Annotated in this window: 13 protein-coding genes; 4 read left to right on the top strand and 9 right to left on the bottom strand. The window is 69.4% G+C overall.

The genetic code is table 11. From position 1 onward, the window contains the following. Positions 1-5: 5 nt before the first annotated feature. The 8 genes from mmsB to ABD331_RS55460 form a co-directional block, all read right to left on the bottom strand. Positions 6-1265, bottom strand: coding sequence for a multiple monosaccharide ABC transporter permease (gene mmsB / locus ABD331_RS55495; RefSeq protein WP_344494740.1), 1260 nt, complete (start codon positions 1263-1265; stop codon positions 6-8). Positions 1266-1270: 5 nt separating this feature from the next. After that, positions 1271-2800 carry a multiple monosaccharide ABC transporter ATP-binding protein gene (mmsA, locus tag ABD331_RS55490; protein WP_344494738.1) on the bottom strand — a complete coding sequence of 510 codons (1530 nt, stop codon included), beginning with the start codon at positions 2798-2800 and terminating at the stop codon, positions 1271-1273. 51 nt (positions 2801-2851) lie between these two features. Further along, positions 2852-3961 carry a multiple monosaccharide ABC transporter substrate-binding protein gene (gene chvE / locus ABD331_RS55485; RefSeq protein WP_344494736.1) on the bottom strand — a complete coding sequence of 370 codons (1110 nt, stop codon included), beginning with the start codon at positions 3959-3961 and terminating at the stop codon, positions 2852-2854. 195 nt (positions 3962-4156) lie between these two features. Further along, positions 4157-5140 (bottom strand): galactofuranose ABC transporter, permease protein YjfF, encoded by a 984-nt coding sequence (yjfF, locus tag ABD331_RS55480; RefSeq protein ID WP_344494734.1) that lies wholly within the window; start codon positions 5138-5140, stop codon positions 4157-4159. Beyond that, positions 5137-6150 (bottom strand): ABC transporter permease, encoded by a 1014-nt coding sequence (locus tag ABD331_RS55475; protein ID WP_344494731.1) that lies wholly within the window; start codon positions 6148-6150, stop codon positions 5137-5139. Before ABD331_RS55475 ends, yjfF begins: the two co-directional genes overlap by 4 nt. Then, complete coding sequence (locus ABD331_RS55470) at positions 6147-7658, bottom strand: sugar ABC transporter ATP-binding protein (RefSeq protein ID WP_344494729.1); 1512 nt, start codon at positions 7656-7658, stop codon at positions 6147-6149. The genes ABD331_RS55475 and ABD331_RS55470 overlap by 4 nt, the downstream gene beginning before the upstream one ends. 91 nt (positions 7659-7749) lie before the next feature. Next, entirely contained in the window at positions 7750-8736 is a 987-nt protein-coding gene (locus ABD331_RS55465; protein ID WP_344494727.1) for an ABC transporter substrate-binding protein, read from the bottom strand. A 75-nt stretch (positions 8737-8811) separates the two neighbouring features. After that, a complete protein-coding gene (locus ABD331_RS55460) occupies positions 8812-9792 on the bottom strand; it encodes a LacI family DNA-binding transcriptional regulator (RefSeq protein ID WP_344494797.1) in 981 nt (326 codons plus the stop codon). Positions 9793-10021: 229 nt separating this feature from the next. Here ABD331_RS55460 and ABD331_RS55455 point away from each other — a divergent pair, with 229 nt between their 5' ends. After that, positions 10022-13402, top strand: coding sequence for an alpha-L-arabinofuranosidase C-terminal domain-containing protein (locus ABD331_RS55455; protein ID WP_344494725.1), 3381 nt, complete (start codon positions 10022-10024; stop codon positions 13400-13402). Between the two features lie 5 nt (positions 13403-13407). On the opposite strand, the gene ABD331_RS55450 is transcribed toward ABD331_RS55455, so the two are convergent. Then, positions 13408-14157, bottom strand: a complete 750-nt coding sequence (locus tag ABD331_RS55450; RefSeq protein ID WP_344494723.1) for a metallophosphoesterase — start codon at positions 14155-14157, stop codon at positions 13408-13410. Positions 14158-14235: 78 nt separating this feature from the next. Between ABD331_RS55450 and ABD331_RS55445 the strand changes: the two genes are divergently transcribed. From ABD331_RS55445 to ABD331_RS55435, 3 genes are all read left to right on the top strand, one after another. Then, a complete protein-coding gene (locus tag ABD331_RS55445; protein ID WP_344494721.1) occupies positions 14236-15927 on the top strand; it encodes an aminotransferase-like domain-containing protein in 1692 nt (563 codons plus the stop codon). 24 nt (positions 15928-15951) lie between these two features. Then, positions 15952-16161, top strand: a complete 210-nt coding sequence (locus tag ABD331_RS55440; protein ID WP_344494719.1) for a DUF4236 domain-containing protein — start codon at positions 15952-15954, stop codon at positions 16159-16161. Positions 16162-16263: 102 nt separating this feature from the next. Beyond that, positions 16264-17730, top strand: coding sequence for a pyridoxal-dependent decarboxylase (locus tag ABD331_RS55435; RefSeq protein ID WP_344494718.1), 1467 nt, complete (start codon positions 16264-16266; stop codon positions 17728-17730). Positions 17731-17751: the final 21 nt, after the last annotated feature.

Raw genomic sequence — 17751 nt, 5'->3', positions numbered from 1 at the left:
TCTTACTAGCGAGCGGCCCCGGCCCGGCGCTTCGTCCACACGTCGAACGCGACCGCCGCCAGGAGCACGATGCCCTTGACGAGCATGACCCGCTCGCTCGGGGAGCCGATCAGGGACATGCCGTTGTTGATCACAGCCATGATCAGACCGCCGGTGATGGCGCCCACGACCTTGCCGACGCCGCCCTGAACGGCCGCGCCGCCGATGAAGGCCGCCGCGATGGCGTCCAGCTCGAAGCTGTTGCCCGCGGTGGGGCCCGCCTGGTTGAGCCGGCCGGCGAAGATGATGCCGGCGATGGCCGACAGCACGCCCATGTTGACGAAGATCCAGAAGACGACCGACTTGACCTTCACGCCGGACATGACGGCCGCCTGGAGGTTGCCGCCGATGGCGTAGATCTGCCGGCCGAAGACCGTGCGGTTGGCCATCAGGGAGTAGCCGAGCACCAGGACCGCCAGCAGGACCAGCACCCACGGGAGGTTCTTGAACCTGGCGAGCTGCACCACCAGGAACAGGATGATCGCGGCGCCCGCCACCATCTTCAGCACGAACATCGCCATCGGCTCGACCGCCTGGCCGTAACCCCTGCGGGCGTTCCTGGTGCGCAACGCCGAGGTGAGCATGCCGGCGATCGCGACCGCGCCGATCAGCAGGCTGAACAGGTCGGCGCCGCCGAGCGCGCCGAGGCCGACGTTGCCGAGGTAGCCGTCGGTGAAGCCGTTGGCCAGCGTACGGACCTGGTCGGGGAACGGGCCGATGCCCTGGTTGCCCAGGACGGTCATCGTCAGCGCCCGGAACAGCAGCATGCCGGCCAGGGTCACGATGAAGGCCGGGATGCCGAAGTAGGCGATCCAGTAGCCCTGCCAGGCTCCGATGAGCGCGCCGGCCACCAGCGTGGCCGCCAGGGCCAGCGGCCACGGCCAGCCCATGTTCACCATGAGCACCGCCGCCAGCGCTCCCGTGACCGCCACCACCGAGCCGACCGACAGGTCGATGTGCCCGGCGATGATGATCAGGATCATCCCGATCGCGAGGATCAGGACGTAGGAGTTCTGGACGATGATGTTCGAGATGTTCTGCGGCGTGAGCAGCGCGCCGTCGGTCAGAATCGAGAACAGCACGATGATCGCCGCGAAGGCGATGTAGATGCCGCTGGATCGCAGGTTGAGCGACATTCCGCCGAACGACACCCGGCCCGGCTGCCGCGGCCCTCCCCCGTCGCCCGCGGTGCCGACCTTGACGTCGGCGGGCGTTACGCTGCTCATCAGAGCTACTCCTGTCCCTTGGTCATGAGGTGCATGAGGCTTTCCTGGGTGGCCTCCTGGCGGGGAACCTCGCCGGTGATGCGACCTTCAGAGAGTGTGTAGATGCGGTCGCACAGGCCAAGCAGCTCAGGCAACTCGGAAGAGATCACCAGCACGGCCTTGCCCTCGTCGGCCAGGCGGTTGATGATCGTGTAGATCTCGTACTTGGCGCCGACGTCGATGCCGCGGGTGGGCTCGTCGAGGATGAGCACGTCCGGCTCGGTCATGATCCACTTGGACAGCACGACCTTCTGCTGGTTGCCGCCCGAGAGCTGGCCCACGACGCTGTTGACGCTGGGCGCCTTGATGTTCATGCTCTTGTGGAACTCTTCGGCGACCCGGTATTCCTCGTTCTCGTTCACCCAGCCGCGCTTGGCCAGGCCCTGGAGCCCCGCCGCGCTGATGTTGGTCTTGATGTCCTGGATGAGGTTGAGCCCGTACCGCTTGCGGTCCTCGGAGGCGTAGGCGATGCCGTGGTGGATCGCGTCCTGGACGTTGCGGATCTCGATCGGCTTGCCGTCCTTGAAGACCTTGCCGGAGATGCGCACCCCGTACGTGCGCCCGAACAGGCTCATCGCCAGCTCGGTGCGCCCGGCGCCCATCAGCCCGGCCAGGCCGACGATCTCCCCGCGCCGCAGCATGAGCGCGGCCCCGTCCACGATCTTGCGGTCGGGCTGGCTGGGGCTGTAGACCGTCCAGTCCTCGATGCGCAGCGCCTCCTCGCCGATCGTCGGCTCGTGCGGCGGGTAGCGGTTGTCGAGGGCGCGGCCGACCATGCCGGCGATGATGCGGTCCTCGCTGACGTGGTCGCCGACCATGTCCAGCGTCTCGATCGTGCGGCCGTCACGGATGATCGTGACGGAGTCGGCGATCGCGGTCACCTCGTTGAGCTTGTGCGAGATGATCACGCAGGTGATGCCCTCGTCGCGCAGCCCGCGCAGCAGGTCGAGCAGGTGAGCGGAGTCGTCGTCGTTGAGCGCCGCGGTGGGCTCGTCGAGGATGAGCAGCTTCACCTCCTTCGACAGCGCCTTGGCGATCTCGACGAGCTGCTGCTTGCCCACCCCGATGTCGGAGATGGTCGTCGTCGGGTTCTCGCGCAGGCCGACGCGCTTCATCAGCTCGCCGGCCTCGTAGTTGGTGCGGTTCCAGTCGATGACGCCGCGCTTGGCGCGTTCGTTGCCGAGGAAGATGTTCTCCGCGATCGACAGCTGAGGGCTCAGCGCCAGTTCCTGATGGATGATCACGATGCCGGCGTGCTCGCTGTCGCGGATGCCGCCGAACTCGCAGCGCTTGCCCTCGAAGAAGATCTCGCCCTCGTAGTCGCCGTGCGGGTAGACCCCGGACAGCACCTTCATCAGCGTCGACTTGCCGGCGCCGTTCTCGCCGCAGATGGCGTGGATCTCGCCGTTCTTCACCGACAGGTTGACGTCCTGCAGCGCCTTGACGCCGGGGAACGTCTTGGTGATCCCGCTCATCCGCAAGATGTGCTCGGTCATATCCCCTCGCTCAGGAAAAGCCCCGGGGACCGGGTCCCCGGGGCTGAACCCCTACTTGAGCTGGTCCTCGGTGTAGTAGTTGCCGCCGATGATGACGTCCTTGTAGTTCGTCTTGTCGACGATCACCGGGTCGAGCAGGTACGAGGGCACGACCTTGTTGCCGTTGTCGTAGTCCTTGGTGTTGTTCACCTCGGGCTGGCCGCCCTTGAGCACGGCGTCGGCCATCTTCACCGTCTGCTCGGCGAGCTTGCGGGTGTCCTTGAAGATCGTGGAGTACTGCTCGTCGGCCACGATCGACTTGACCGACTGCAGCTCGGCGTCCTGACCGGTGACGATCGGGTACGGCTTGCTGTAGCCGGAGCTCTTCAGCGCCGACAGGATGCCGATGGACAGGCCGTCGTAGGGGGACAGGACACCGTCGACCTTGGTGCTACCGGTGTAGGTCTTGGTGATGATGTCCTCCATGCGCTTCTGCGCCGTGGCGGGGTCCCACCGGAGGATGGCGGCCTGCTTGAAGTCGGTCTGGCCGCTGGCGATCTTCAGGGTGCCGTCGTCGATCTTCGGCTGAAGCACCGACATGGCGCCGTTCCAGAAGAACGTGGCGTTGTTGTCGTCGGGCGAGCCGCCGAACAGCTCGACGTTGAAGGGGCCCTTCTTGCCGTCCTCGACGCCGAGGCCCTTGAGCAGCGAGGTCGCCTGCTGCACGCCGACCTTGAAGTTGTCGAAGGTGGCGTAGTAGTCGACGTTCGGGCTGTTGCGGATCAGCCGGTCGTAGGCGATGACCGGGATCTTCGCGTCGGCGGCCTGCTGGAGCTGCGAGGTGATCGCCGTGCCGTCGATCGAGGCGATGATCAGGAGCTTGGCGCCCTTGGTGATCTGGTTCTCGATCTGGTTGGCCTGCGTCGGGATGTCGTTCTCGGCGTACTGGAGGTCGACCTTGTAGCCGAGCTGCTCGAGCTGCTTCTTGACGTTGTCGCCGTCGTGGATCCAGCGCTCGGAGGACTTGGTGGGCATGGTGACGCCGATCAGGGCGCCCGCGTTACCTGCGGCCGCGGAGGCGGAGGCCTCCTGGTCCACGGTCTTCGTGCTCGAGCCACAGGCCGTCATGGTCGCGGCGAGCGCGATGGCGGACACCACGCCCCCGATTCGTCCCAACCTCATGTGCATCCCTTTCCATGGGGGTCGCGGCAGACGCAGGACGCGGCGGCTGCCGGTGAGAAGTGTGGAATTCGATCACAGAACGTGACGAATCAGAACAAAGTTCGCACTCGTTTCCGCTGATTGTTATCGCTAACAAAGACTATGTCAACGCTCGGACATAACCTCACAGAAACTTTCAGGTAACTTTCACGCAGGTCAGCGGCGTGTGCGGGCCGAGAACAGGCGCTGCAGCAGGATGAAGACGAAGAGCAACATTCCGATGAAGATCTTGGTCCACCACGACGACAGCGTCCCTTCGAAACTGATGATCGTCTGAATCAGCCCCAGCACGAGCACCCCGAGCACGGTCCCCAGCAGGAAGCCGCTGCCGCCGGTCAGCAGCGTCCCGCCGATGACCACCGCGGCGATCGCGTCCAGCTCCATGCCCACGGCGTGCAGGCCATAACCGGAGAGCATGTAGAACGACAGCAGGACACCGCCCAGCGCAGAGCAGAACCCGCTGATCGTGTAGACGGTGATCTTCGTCCGCGCCACGGGCAGGCCCATCAGCAGCGCCGACTGCTCGCTGCCGCCCGTCGCGTAGACCGAGCGGCCGAAGCGGGTGTAGTGCAGCACGTACGTGGCCACGATGACCACCACCACGGCGATGATCACGCTCGGTGAGATCCACAGATCCGCGAACAGGTCGATCCTGGTCTGCGCGAACGCCGTGAACGTGGCGTCCTCGATCGGGATCGAGTCCGTGCCGATCGTGTAACACAGCCCCCGCGCCAGGAACATGCCCGCCAGCGTCACGATGAACGGCTGGATGTCGAAGGCGTGCACGATGTAGCCCATCACCAGCCCCAGGCCCGACCCGATGAGCAGCACCAGCGGCACCACCAGGTACGGCGGCCACCCCGGCCCCGCCATCAGGCTGGCCGAGATCATCGTGGACAGCGCCACCACCGAGCCCACCGACAGGTCGATGCCCCCGGTGAGGATCACGAACGTCATCCCGACCGCCACCACCAGCAGGAAGGCGTTGTCGATGAAGACGTTCAGCAGCACCTGCCCGCTGGCGAACCCCTCGTAGCGGATCCCGCCCGCCACGAACATGGCCGCCAGCAGGCACCCGGTCACCAGGACGGGCAGGTACTTGGCCGGGACCGAGGCCCTGCCGAGCGTCAGCGTGGTCACGCGGTGACCCTCACCTTCTCCTCAGGGGCGGGGCTGGGTGGCGCCGACCGCCCGCGCCCGCCGAACACCTTCGCCCGGAAGGACGGCGACTGGATGAGGCAGACCGCGGTCACGACCAGCGCCTTGAACAGCAGCGTCGTCTCCGGCGGCACGCCGATGGAGTAGATCGTCGTGGTCAGCGTCTGGATGATGAGCGCGCCCAGCACGGTGCCGCCCAGCGAGAACCGGCCGCCCGCCAGCGAGGTGCCGCCGATCACCACGGCCAGGATCGCGTCCAGCTCGATCCACAGGCCGGCGTTGTTGCCGTCGGCGCTGGACACGTTCGAGCTGATCATCAGCCCGGCCACGCCCGCGCACAGGGCGACGAACGCGTAGACCATGATGATGATCCCGCGCGCCCTGATCCCCGCCAGCCTGCTGGCCTCGGCGTTGCCGCCGACCGACTCGATCAGCATGCCCAGCGCCAGCCGCCTGGTCAGGAACGTGGTGATCGCGAACACCGCGATCACGATGAGGATGCCGAACGGCACCGTCAGCCAGTAGCCGCCGCCGATCACCTTGTACGCCGGGCTGTTGACCGTGATGATCTGCCCGTCGGTGATGAGCTGGGCCAGGCCGCGCCCCGCCACCATGAGGATGAGCGTGGCGATGATCGGCTGGATGCCGACGACCGCGACCAGGAACCCGTTCCACAGCCCCAGCACCAGGCAGAGCGCGAGCGCCAGCGCCACGGCGGTGAACACGCTCGCGTCCTGGCTGATCTGCAGGCAGGCCAGCGCGCCCGAGATCGCCACCACCGAGCCGACCGACAGGTCGATGCCGCCGGTCGCGATGACCAGCGTCATGCCCAGCGAGACCAGGATCAGCGGGGCGCCGAAGCGCAGGATGTCGATCAGGCTGCCGTACAGGTGGCCGTCCTTGACCTCGATCGAGAAGAAGCTGGGCGTGAAGAACACGTTCAGCGCCAGCAGCAGGGCCAGGACGACCAGCGGCCACAGCAGACGTCTCATGAGGCCCGCCCTCCGCTCGCGATGGTCTCCAGCAGCACGTCACTGGTGAGCTGCGCGTCGTTGGGCAGCTCGGCCACCAGCCGCCGGTCCCGCAGCACCTCCACCTTGTGGCTGAGCCGCAGCACCTCCTCCAGCTCGGCGGAGATGAACAGCACCGCCATCCCGCCGTCCGACAGCTCGGCCACCAGCCGCTGGATCTCGGTCTTGGCGCCGACGTCGATGCCCCGGGTGGGCTCGTCCAGGATGAGCAGCCTGGGCTCCAGGATCAGCCACCTGGCCAGCAGCACCTTCTGCTGGTTGCCGCCGCTGAGGTTGCGCACCAGGTGCTCGGGGTTGGGCGGGCTGATCTTCAGGGCCTTGACGTACCTGCCGACCAGCTCGTCCTGCTGCTCGCGCGGCACCGGCCTGGTCCAGCCCCTGGTGGCCTGGAGGGCCAGGATGATGTTCTCGCGCACGGTCAGGTCGGGGATGAGCCCGTCGGCCTTGCGGTTCTCCGAGCAGAACGCGATCTTGTGGGTCATGGCCGCGCGCGGCGTGCGCAGCGACTCCACCGACCCGCCGATCGTGAGCTCGCCCGCGGTCGCGTGGTCGGCGCCGAACAGCAGCCTGGCGATCTCCGTACGCCCGGAGCCGAGCAGCCCCGCCAGGCCCACGACCTCGCCCTCGTGAATGGTCAGGCTGAACGGCTCGATCGCCCCCGCCCTGCCCAGCATGCGCGCCTGGACCAGCGGCCGGTCGAACACCTTGGCCTCGCCGTGCAGCCGCTCCAGCGCGGCCAGCTCCTTGCCGATCATCTTGGCGACCAGCTCGACCTGTGGCAGCTCCGCCGTCAGGTACTCGCCGACGAGCCGGCCGTTGCGCAGGATCGTCATCCGGTCGGAGATCTCGTAGACCTGGTCGAGGAAGTGGGAGACGAAGAGGATGGCGATGCCCTCCTCCTTCAGCCGCCGCATCACCCTGAAGAGCTGCCGCACCTCGTCGGCGTCCAGGCTGGACGTCGGCTCGTCGAGGATCAGCACCCTGGCGTCCACGTCGATCGCCCGCGCGATGGCCACCATCTGCTGGATGGCCAGCGAGTACGACGACAGCGGCGCCGAGACGTCCAGGCTCAGCTCCAGCCGCGACAGCAGCTCGACGGCCCTGGCCCGCATGCGCTTCCAGTGGATGCGGCCCCGCTTGCGGGGCTCGCGGCCGAGCAGGATGTTCTCGGCCACCGACAGGTTCGTGCAGAGGTTGACCTCCTGGTAGACCGTGCTGATGCCGGCCTGCTGCGCCTCCAGGGGGCTGCCGAACGCGACCTGTTCCTGGTTCAGCTCCACGGTGCCCGTGTCGGCGGGGTAGACGCCGGTGAGCACCTTGATCAGGGTGGACTTGCCCGCGCCGTTCTCTCCCATCAGCGCGTGCACCTCGCCGGGCAGCAGCCGCAGGCCCACGCCGTCCAGGGCCTTCACCCCCGGAAACTGTTTGCCGATCCCGCTCATCGTCAGGACCGGTGCGGATACCGCCATCCGCCTTCCCTTCCGTGATGGCGGCCCGGCCTCGTCCCGGGCCGCCTCACCTCGTCCCTACTCCCGCAGTGGCTCCGCGTCCAGCGGCGGATCAGTACTGGCGGGTGGAGAGCACCTGCTTGGCCTGCTCCTGCGTGAACGTGGTCTCCACCGTGATCACGCGGGTGGGCACCTGCTCGCCCTTGACGACCTTCTTGGCCAGGTCCATGAGCTGCGGGCCGAGCAGCGGCGAGCACTCGACGATGAAGTTGATCTTTCCGTCGGCGAGCGCCTGCATGCCGTCCTTGACGGCGTCCACGGTGATGATCTTGATGTCCTTGCCGGGCACCTTGCCCGCGCCCTCGATCGCCTCGATCGCGCCGAGCCCCATGTCGTCGTTGTGCGCGTAGAGCACGTCGATGTCCGGCTGCGACTTCAGGAAGGCCTCCATGACCTCCTTGCCCTTGGCCCGGGTGAAGTCACCGGTCTGCGAGGCGACGATCTGGAACTTCTGGTCGGCCCCGATGACCTCGGCGAAGCCCGCCTTGCGGTCGTTGGCCGGGGCCGAGCCCGTGGTGCCCTGCAGCTCGACGATGTTCACCTTGTCGGTGGAGTCCTTGTACTCCTGCACCAGCCACTCGCCGGCCTTCTTGCCCTCCACGACGAAGTCGGAGCCGAGGAAGGTCTTGTAGAGGGAGGTGTCCTTGGAGTCGACCGCGCGGTCGGTCAGGATGACCGGGATCTTCGCGTTCTGCGCCTCCTTCAGCACCGTGTCCCAGCCCGACTCCACCACCGGCGAGAAGGCGATCACGTCCACCTTCTGCTGGATGTAGGAGCGGATGGCCTTGATCTGGTTCTCCTGCTTCTGCTGGGCGTCGGAGAACTTGAGCGTGATGCCCGCGTTCTTCGCCGAGTCCTGCACGGACTTGGTGTTCGCGGTCCGCCAGCCGCTCTCCGCGCCGACCTGGGAGAAGCCCATGGTGATCGGCTCGTCACCGCCGCCCGTGCCCGCGGTGGTGGTGCCGCCACCGCCGCCGCACGAAGCCACCGACATCGCGGTCAAACCGGCGAGCAATAACGCCGAGATCCTCTTGAACACGTGGGGGGTTCCCTTCTGATGTGAACGCTAACAACCCGAGTCGGGCGCCAGCGCGTCCTGCCTTCCCGTACGGCTCTAGGCCCCGGCCGTGCTCAGCCTGGGCACGAACGTGGGCGGCACCACGAGCCGCTGCCGCTCCTGCGGACCGCCTTCGAGCTGCCGTACGAGCACCTCGATGCTGTGCCTGCCCACCGCGTCGAAGTCCTGCCTGATGGTCGTGAGCGGCGGCGAGAAGAACTCCGACTCGGGGATGTCGTCGAAGCCGACCACACTCACCCGCTCGGGCACTCTCACCCCCTGCTCGGTGAACGCCCGCAGCACGCCCAGCGCCATCTGGTCGTTGGCGACGAAGACCGCGGTCACGTTCCTCATGCTCGCCAGGCTGCGCCCCGCCTCGTATCCCGAGCGCGGGCTCCAGTCACCGGCCAGCGGTCGCGGGGCCTCGCGGCCCGCCTGCTCCAGCGCGGCCCGCCACCCGGCCACGCGCCCCTCGGCCTCCAGCCAGTCGGAGGGCCCGCTGACGTGCCAGACCGTCTCGTGCCCCAGCGACAGCAGGTGCTCGGTGGCGAGCCTGCCGCCCGCGACCTGGTCGACGCAGACGACGGACACGTCCCCCGCCTCGCCGCCCTCGACGGCGACCGTGGGCACGCCGAGCGGCAGATCGGCCAGGGCCTGGGCGGCCGAGCGCTGCGGGGCGACCACCACGATGCCGTCCACGCCCTGGTCGGCCAGGTAGTCGAGGGCGTCGCGCACGCCTGCCTTGTCGATCGACTTGAGGCTGACGATGCTGACGAAGTAGCCGGCCGCCCTGGCCGCCTGCTCGATGCCGTAGACGGTGCTGGCCGGCCCGTACAGCGTGGTGTCGAAGCTGACCACGCCGAGCGTTCTGGAGTGCTTGGTGACCAGGGCGCGGGCGACGAGGTTGCGGCGGTAGCCGAGCTTGTCGATCGCCTCGAGCACCCGGGTACGGGTCTCGCTGCGCACGTTCGGATGGTCGTTGAGCACGCGGGAGACCGTCTGATGCGACACGCCGGCCTCCTTGGCCACGTCGGCCATGACCGGCAGGCGGCGCCCCAGGGTGGATCCCACAGTCGTGCTCCTTTCCTGGCTTGGCCCCGACTGTGAACGCTAACAACCGGTGTCGTCAATAGGCCGCCACATTACGGTCGGGTTACACGGATGGGTCTTGACGCCCGCCCCGGGCGCTCCTTAGGTTGTCGCCGATCGCGGTTGTTAACGCTCACTCGATTGTTAACGCTAACAACACTTGAGGAGCCCCCCACTCATGTTGCGCATCGCCTTACCCGCCCTGCTCTTGGCCGGTCTGCTGAGCGCGCCACCGGCCGCGGCCCTGGCGGAGCCCATCCCGGACGGCGCCGTCGTCGACCAGTTCGACGGCACCACCCTCGGCGAGGACTGGACGGTGCTCTCGCCCGACGACTCCCGCTGGAGCCTGTCCGGCAGCGCACTGCACCTCGACACCCTGACCGGCGACACCCACCAGGCCACCAACAACGCCAGGAACCTCTTCCTCGTGGACGTGCCCGACGGCGACTTCGAGGTGGTCACCAAGCTCAGCGCCCCCGTCACGCTCGACTACCAGAGCGCGGGCCTGCTGGCCTGGCAGGACTGGGACAACTACGTGCGCGCCGGCCTGGCCCACGTCGGGTTCGCCGGCGGGCCGGTGATCGAGACCGCCACCGAGGTCGGGGCCGCCTTCACCTCCGCCTTCGCCGCCAGGCCCGGCTCCACCACCGAGATCGTCAAGCTGGCCAGGACCGGCGACGAGTTCACCTCCTCCTACTGGGACGGCACGGCCTGGGTGCAGGCCGCCAAGCTGACGGCCGAGCTCGCGATCGGTCAGGTCGGGCTCTTCGGGCTGTCGGCGCAGAACGGCGCCTCCATGCGGGCCGACTTCGACTACATCGCGATCAAGGCGTCCGAGGGGGCGGCCGTGGTGCCGGAAGGGCCGTTCACGCTGCGCGCGGCGGCGGCGCCGTACCTGACGGCCGACCGCTCCGGCGTCGTGCGGGCCTCCGCCAAGGCGCCCATGACCGGGCTGGTCCTGACCGCCGAGGCCGGCGCGCTCAAGGACGTCGAGAGCGGCAGGTACCTGCAAGCCACCAGCCCCGTCCGGCTGGGCACGCAGGCCACGCCCTTCCAGCTCAAGGACGCGGGCGGCGGCAAGGTCACGCTCTCCTCCGGCGATCGCGGCGTCGCGGTCAGCGACGGCAGGCTCGTCCTCGGCACGGACGCCACCAAGTTCCGCGTCGAGGGCTACACCTCGGGCAAGCTCAGCGTGGACACCAGGGCGAAGGGCACCAAGGTCAGCCCCGACCTGTACGGCGTCTTCTACGAGGACATCAACCACGCCGCCGACGGCGGGCTCTACGCCGAGCTGGTGCAGAACCGCTCGTTCGAGTTCAACTCCGTGGACGAGCCCTCCTACACGGGCCTGACCGCCTGGAGCGAGGCCGAGCGCGGCGCCACCGTCACGCCCGCTGTCACCGGCGAGCAGCCGTTGAACATCAACAACCGCAACTACCTGCAGCTCGACGTGACGGGCGAGGGCACGGCCGGAGTGGTGAACGCCGGGTTCAACCGCGGCCTGCCGCTGGCCGAGGGCGAGCGTTACGACTTCTCCGTGTGGGCCAGGCGCGCCGAGGCCGGGCCGCTCACGATCACCGTCGAGGACGGCACGACCGTGCTCGGCAAGGCCACCGTGCGGGTCAGGGCGGGCGGCTGGGCGAAGTACCGCGCGTCGTTCACCGCCTCCGCCACCACCGACGCCGGACGCCTCGTCGTGCAGGCCCCCGCCGGGCGGACCGACCTGGACATGGTCTCGCTGTTCCCCCGCGACACGTTCAAGGGCCACGGCATGCGCACCGACCTGGCCGAGCTGATCGCGGACCTGAAGCCGCGGTTCCTGCGCTTCCCCGGCGGCTGCGTGACCAACGTCGGCACCTACGACCCGTACGCCGAGACCGGCGACCGGCGCCGCATCTACCAGTGGAAGGAGACGATCGGCCCCGTCGAGGAGCGGCCGACGAACTTCAACTTCTGGGGCTACAACCAGAGCTACGGCATCGGCTACTACGAGTACTTCCAGTTCGCCGAGGACCTCGGGGCCGAGGCGCTGCCCGTGCTGTCGGTCGGAGTGAACGGCTGCGGCGAGAACCGGCCGCTCACCGACGAGGCCAAGCTGGCCCGCTGGGTGCAGGACACGCTCGACCTGATCGAGTTCGCCAACGGGCCCGTCACCTCGGCCTGGGGGAAGAAGCGGGCCGAGCTGGGGCATCCCAAGCCGTTCGGGCTGGAGTACATCGGGCTCGGGAACGAGGAGATCTACGAGGAGTTCTTCACCAACTATCCGAAGTTCGCCGACGCGATCCGGGCGAAGCACCCCGACATCAAGATCATCAGTAACTCGGGGCAGACGTCGCAGGGCGCCTGGTTCGACCGCATGTGGCAGTTCGCCCGCGACCAGCGGGCCGACCTGGTGGACGAGCACTACTACAACAACCCCGACTGGTTCCTGGCCAACAACCACCGCTACGACTCCTACGACCGCGAGGGGCCGAAGGTGTTCGTCGGCGAGTATGCCTCCAGGGGCAACACGTTCTTCAACGCGCTGGCCGAGGCGTCGTACATGACCGGGCTCGAACGCAACTCCGACGTCGTGGAGCTGGCCTCGTACGCGCCGCTGCTGGCCAACGTCGACTACGTGGACTGGACGCCGGACCTGATCTGGTTCGACAACGACCAGGCGTACGGGTCGCCGAGCTACCACGTGCAACGCCTGTTCTCCACCAACGTGGGCGAGCGCGTGGTGCCCAGCACGTTCGAGGGCGAGGCCAGGCCCGTCGAGGACATCAAGGGCGCGATCGGCGTCGGCGCCTGGAACACCGCCGTCCGCTACGACGACGTCAAGGTCACCGCCGCCGACGGCACCGTGCTGCTGTCGGACGACTTCTCCGCCGGCGCCGGCAGGTGGACGCCGGGCCTGGGCACCTGGACGGTGCAGGACGGCGCCTACGCCCAGACGGCGCAGGTCGAGGACGCCCGATCCACGGCGGGCTCGGCCGACTGGTCGAACTACACGATCGAGCTCACCGCCCGCAAGACCGCCGGGGCCGAGGGCTTCCTGGTGATGTTCGGCGTCCGCGACACCGGCAACTTCTACTGGTGGAACGTCGGCGGCTGGAACAACACCCAGTCGGCCATCGAGAAGGCGGTCAACGGCGGCAAGTCCTCGATCGCCACCTCCACCACCACGGTCCAGACCGGCCGCGACTACCACCTGAAGGTGCAGGTCAGCGGGCGCAGGATCACGACCTGGCTGGACGGGCAGCAGATCAACGACTTCGTGGACAGCTCCCGGGTCGAGCCGCTCTACCAGGTGGTGTCCAGGGACGGGAAGTCGGTGACGCTGAAGGTCGTCAACGCCCAGGACACCGCCGTGCGCAGCACCGTGGACCTGGGCTCCGCGCGGTTCAGGCCCACCGCCACGGTCACCTCACTGACCGGCGACCCGTCGGACACCAACTCGATCTCCGACCCGGACCGGGTGGCGCCTGAGCGGCGGCAGGTGAGCGGCTTCTCCCAGTCCTTCAGCTACGACTTCCCGGCGTACTCGGTGACGTTCATCGAGCTCACCGAACGGTAGCGGGCTTACGGGATGACGGCGCGGTAGTGCGTCGTCATCCTGCCCTCGTCGTCGAGGACGTGGAAGGCGATCAGGGGCGGCAGGCCGAAATCGACGCAGTTGTCGAAGCTCGTGCCGCCCTCCCACGGCAACGTCAGCGTGGAGACCACCCCGCCGCCCACCAGCAGCGGCCGGCCCGCGAAGCTGGTGGCGGCGGCCGTGTGCGCGTGCCCCACCAGCACGGCGGGCACGTTCGAGCGGCCGGCCAGCAGCTCCTCCAGCCGCGCCGTCTCGTGCAACCTGATCCCGTCGCACGGCGGGCCGTGCAGCTTCACCGGCGGATGGTGGAAGGCCACGAACACCGGCAGGTCCGTGCCGTCCAGCACGCCCTCCAGCCAGGCGAGCGTCTCGTCGTCCAGGTGGCCCTCGTTCCTGCCGGGGATGGCGGAGTCGCACATCGCGTAGACCGCGCGGCCGGTGCGCAGCACCTGGTTGACCGGGCCGTCCGCCGGCTCCTCGCCCAGCAGCGACCGGCGGAACTCGCGCCTGACGTCGTGGTTGCCCGGGCCGACCAGGACGGGGTGGCGCGAGGCGAGCAGCTTGGCGGCCGTCTCGTACTCCTCCCGCGTGGCGTGGTCGGCGATGTCGCCGGTGACGAGGACCGCGTCGAGGTCGCCGGGGATGGCGTCCAGGTAACGCATGACTGCGGCGGTGCGGGCGACGCTCTCGGGGGTGGCGCCGATGTGGATGTCGCTCAGGTGAGCGATCACGATCATGTGGCTCTCGTCCTTCCTGGTTTCCGGCTGCCCCGTCACCGTAACCTTGGTATCGGACCAGAGGTAAGGTCCGGTTCCGTGCGCAAACTGTGGGCCGGTTCGGGGGTGGACCTGCATCTGGAGCTGTCCGTCTCGGGCGGGCGGCGGCGGGCGCTGGAGGAGGCGCTGCGGCAGGCGGTCGGTGACGGGCGGCTGCCGCCCGGCACCCGGCTCCCCTCCACCCGGGCACTGGCCGCCGAGCTGCGGCTGTCACGGGGTACGGTGAGCGCCGCCTACGACCAGCTCGTCGCCGAGGGCTACCTGACCACCCACCCGGGCTCCGGCACACAGGTCGCGGGCCCGGACAGCGCCCATGTGGACGGGCACCCCACCACCACGCCCGGCACGCCCCGCATGCCCGCCACGCCCGGCACGCCCGGCACGCCGCCCAGCATGCCCGCCACGCCCGGCACGCCGCCCAGCATGCCCGCCACGCCCGGCACCCCCGCTATGCACGCCATGCCCAGCACACCCAGCATGCCCGCCATGCGCGGCACGCGCGGCACGCCCGCCGCCGCCTCCCGCGCCTTGGCCGCCTCCAGCGCCCCCGCCACTGCCTCCCGCACCTCGGCCACTGGCCCGGGTCTGGCCGCGCCCTGGGATGCGCCTCCTCCTGACCCTGTGCCGGTGCACGACCTGCGCCCCGGGCAACCCGACGTGTCGGCCTTCCCCGCCCGTGCCTGGCTGCGCGCCACCCGCCACGTCCTGGCCACCGCCCCCGCCACCGTCTTCGGCTCCTGCGACCCGCGCGGCCGGATCGAGCTGCGCACGGCCCTGGCCGCCTACCTCGCCAGAACCCGAGGCGTCCGCACCACCCCCGACCTGATCGTCGTCACCACGGGCTTCGTGCAGTCGATCAACCTCCTGGCGAGCGTCGTACCAGGCGACGACCCGTTCGCCATGGAGGACCCCGGCCACGACTTCTACCGCGACGTGGTGCGCGGGACGGGCCGCGAGATCGTACCCCTGCCGGTGGACGAGCTGGGCGCGCGGACCGGCACCCTCACCCCCGGCGTGTCCGCCGCGGTGGTCACGCCCGCCCACCAGTACCCGACGGGCGTCCCGCTGCACCCGTCCCGCCGCCTGGCGCTGCGTGAGTGGGGCGGGCTGGTCGTGGAGGACGACTACGACGGCGAGTTCCGCTACGACCGCCAGCCGGTGGGCGCCTTCCAGGGCACGGCGCCGGACCAGGTCGTCTACTGCGGCACCACGTCGGAGTCGCTGGGCCCGGCCATGCGCCTGGGCTGGATGGCGGTGCCACCCGCGCTGATCGGCCCGGTGACGCGGGCCAAGCTGCACGCCGACGCCCACACGGAGGTGCTCGGCCAGCTCGTGCTGGCCCGGCTGATCGAGACGCACGACTACGATCGCCACATCAGGGCCGCGCGCCTGCGGTACCGGCGGCGGCGCGAGCGGTTGCGGGCCCGCCTGTCCTCCGCGCTGCCGGGCGCGAGCCTGCCCGGCGTCGCGGCGGGCCTGCGCGCCCTCCTCCTGCTGCCGCCCGGCGGCCCCGCCGAGCCCGAGGCGCTGGCCGCGTGCGAGCGCGCGGGCATCGCCCTGCGCCCGGCCTCGCCTCTGTGGCACGGGACCGGACGGGACGGCCTGCTGATCGGGTACGCCGCCCCCTCCGAACGCGACTACCCCCACGCGCTCGAAGCCTTGGCGAGCACCTTGGAGAGCACCTTGGAGAGCGGGGAACCGCGCAGCCGTCCCGCACGTTCTTCTCATTGAGCGCACGATGGCGGAGGAGGGACATTGGGCTGGCACTACCGCAAGTCAATCAAAGTGGGGCCGTTCCGGATCAACCTGTCACGGCACGGCGTCGGTCACAGCTTCGGCAATCGGCGCTTCAACGTCTCGACCACCCCCGACGGCCGCCGCTACGTGTCCGTGCACCTGCCGGGCGGCATCCACCTCAGCAAGTCACTCGGTGGCAGGCGTCACCGGCGCCACTACCACTACTGACCCTCGGCGGTCGTCAGACCGCTTGAGATAGAACGGGCCGGAGGCGAAAGCCTCCGGCCCGTCCCCTTTGCGAACCGGTGCCGCTGCGGCCAGAGTGGTCGGATGAGCCCTCACATGACGCCTGAGGAGTTCCGCCGCCACGGCAAGCAGGTCATCGACTGGATCGCGGACTACCTCGCCGGCATCGAGTCCAACCCCGTGATGTCCCAGGTCAAGCCGGGTGAGATCCGGCGCGCCCTGCCCGCGTCGCCGCCAGAGCGCGGCGAGCCGTTCGAGAGCGTGCTGTCGGATCTGGGGCGGATCCTGCTGCCCGGCATCACGCACTGGCAGCATCCCGGCTTCTTCGCCTACTTCCCCTCCAACGCCAGCGGCCCGGCCGTCCTGGGCGACCTGCTGTCCAGCGGGCTGGGCGTGCAGGGCATGCTGTGGGTCACCAGCCCGGCGTGCACGGAGCTGGAGACCGTGGTGGTCGACTGGCTGGCCGAGCTGATCGGGCTGCCCGAGCGCTTCCGCACCGACGCGGCGGGCGGCGGCGTCATCCAGGACTCCGCGTCGAGCGCCTGCCTGGTCGCCCTGCTGGCGGCGCTGCACAGGGCGAGCGGCGGGCGGGCCGCGACCGAGGGGATCGACCGGCGGTACACGCTGTACGTGACGTCGCAGACGCACTCGTCCCTGGAGAAGGCGGCGCGGATCGCCGGGCTGGGCGCGGCGGGCGTGCGGCTGGTGGACGTGGACCCGCGCACGCTCGCCATGAACCCGGCCCACCTGCGCGAGCTGCTGGCCGCCGACGAGGCCGCGGGCGCCGTCCCCGCGATGGTGTGCGCGACCGTGGGCACCACCTCGACCACCGCCGTCGATCCGGTGCCCGCCATCGGGCAGGTGTGCCGGGAGCGCGGCGTCTGGCTGCACGTGGACGCCGCCTACGCCGGGGTCGCGGCGATCTGTCCCGAGTTCCGGTGGCTGAACGACGGCGTGGCGGAGTACGCGGACTCGTACGCGACGAACCCGCACAAGTGGCTGCTCACCAACTTCGACTGCGGCGTGCTCTGGACCGCCGACCGGGAGCCGCTCCTCGGCGCGCTGTCGATCCTGCCCGAGTACCTCAGGAACGCCGCCACCTCGACCGGCTCCGTCGTGGACTACCGGGACTGGCAGGTGCCGCTGGGCCGCCGGTTCAGGGCGCTGAAGCTCTGGTCGGTGATCCGCTGGTACGGGGCGGAGGGGCTGCGGGCGCACATCCGCAAGGGCGTCGAGCTGGCGGCGGAGCTGGCCGGCTGGGTCGGCGCGGACCCGGGGTTCGAGCTGCACGAGCCGCATCCGCTCGGGCTGGTGTGCTTCCGCCCCCTGTGGCCGGGAGTGGACGACGCGGATGAGGCGGACCGGGCCACGCTGCGGCTGATGGAGCTGCTCAACGCGAGCGGCTCGATGTACCTGACGCACACGAAGGCGGGCGGCCGGGTGCTGCTGCGGCTGGCCGTCGGGGCGGCGGCGACGGAGCGGCGGCACGTGGAGCAGGCGTGGGAGCAGATCCGCTGGGAGCACGCGGCCCTGTCCTCAACCATGCGGTGACCTGCGGCGGCGGGCGGTGGC

Source organism: Nonomuraea monospora (genome assembly GCF_039531895.1).
Taxonomy (GTDB): Bacteria; Actinomycetota; Actinomycetes; order Streptosporangiales; family Streptosporangiaceae; genus Nonomuraea; species Nonomuraea monospora.
The sequence above is the reverse complement of the archived record's forward strand: the minus strand, read 5'-3'. Positions and strand labels throughout refer to the sequence as shown.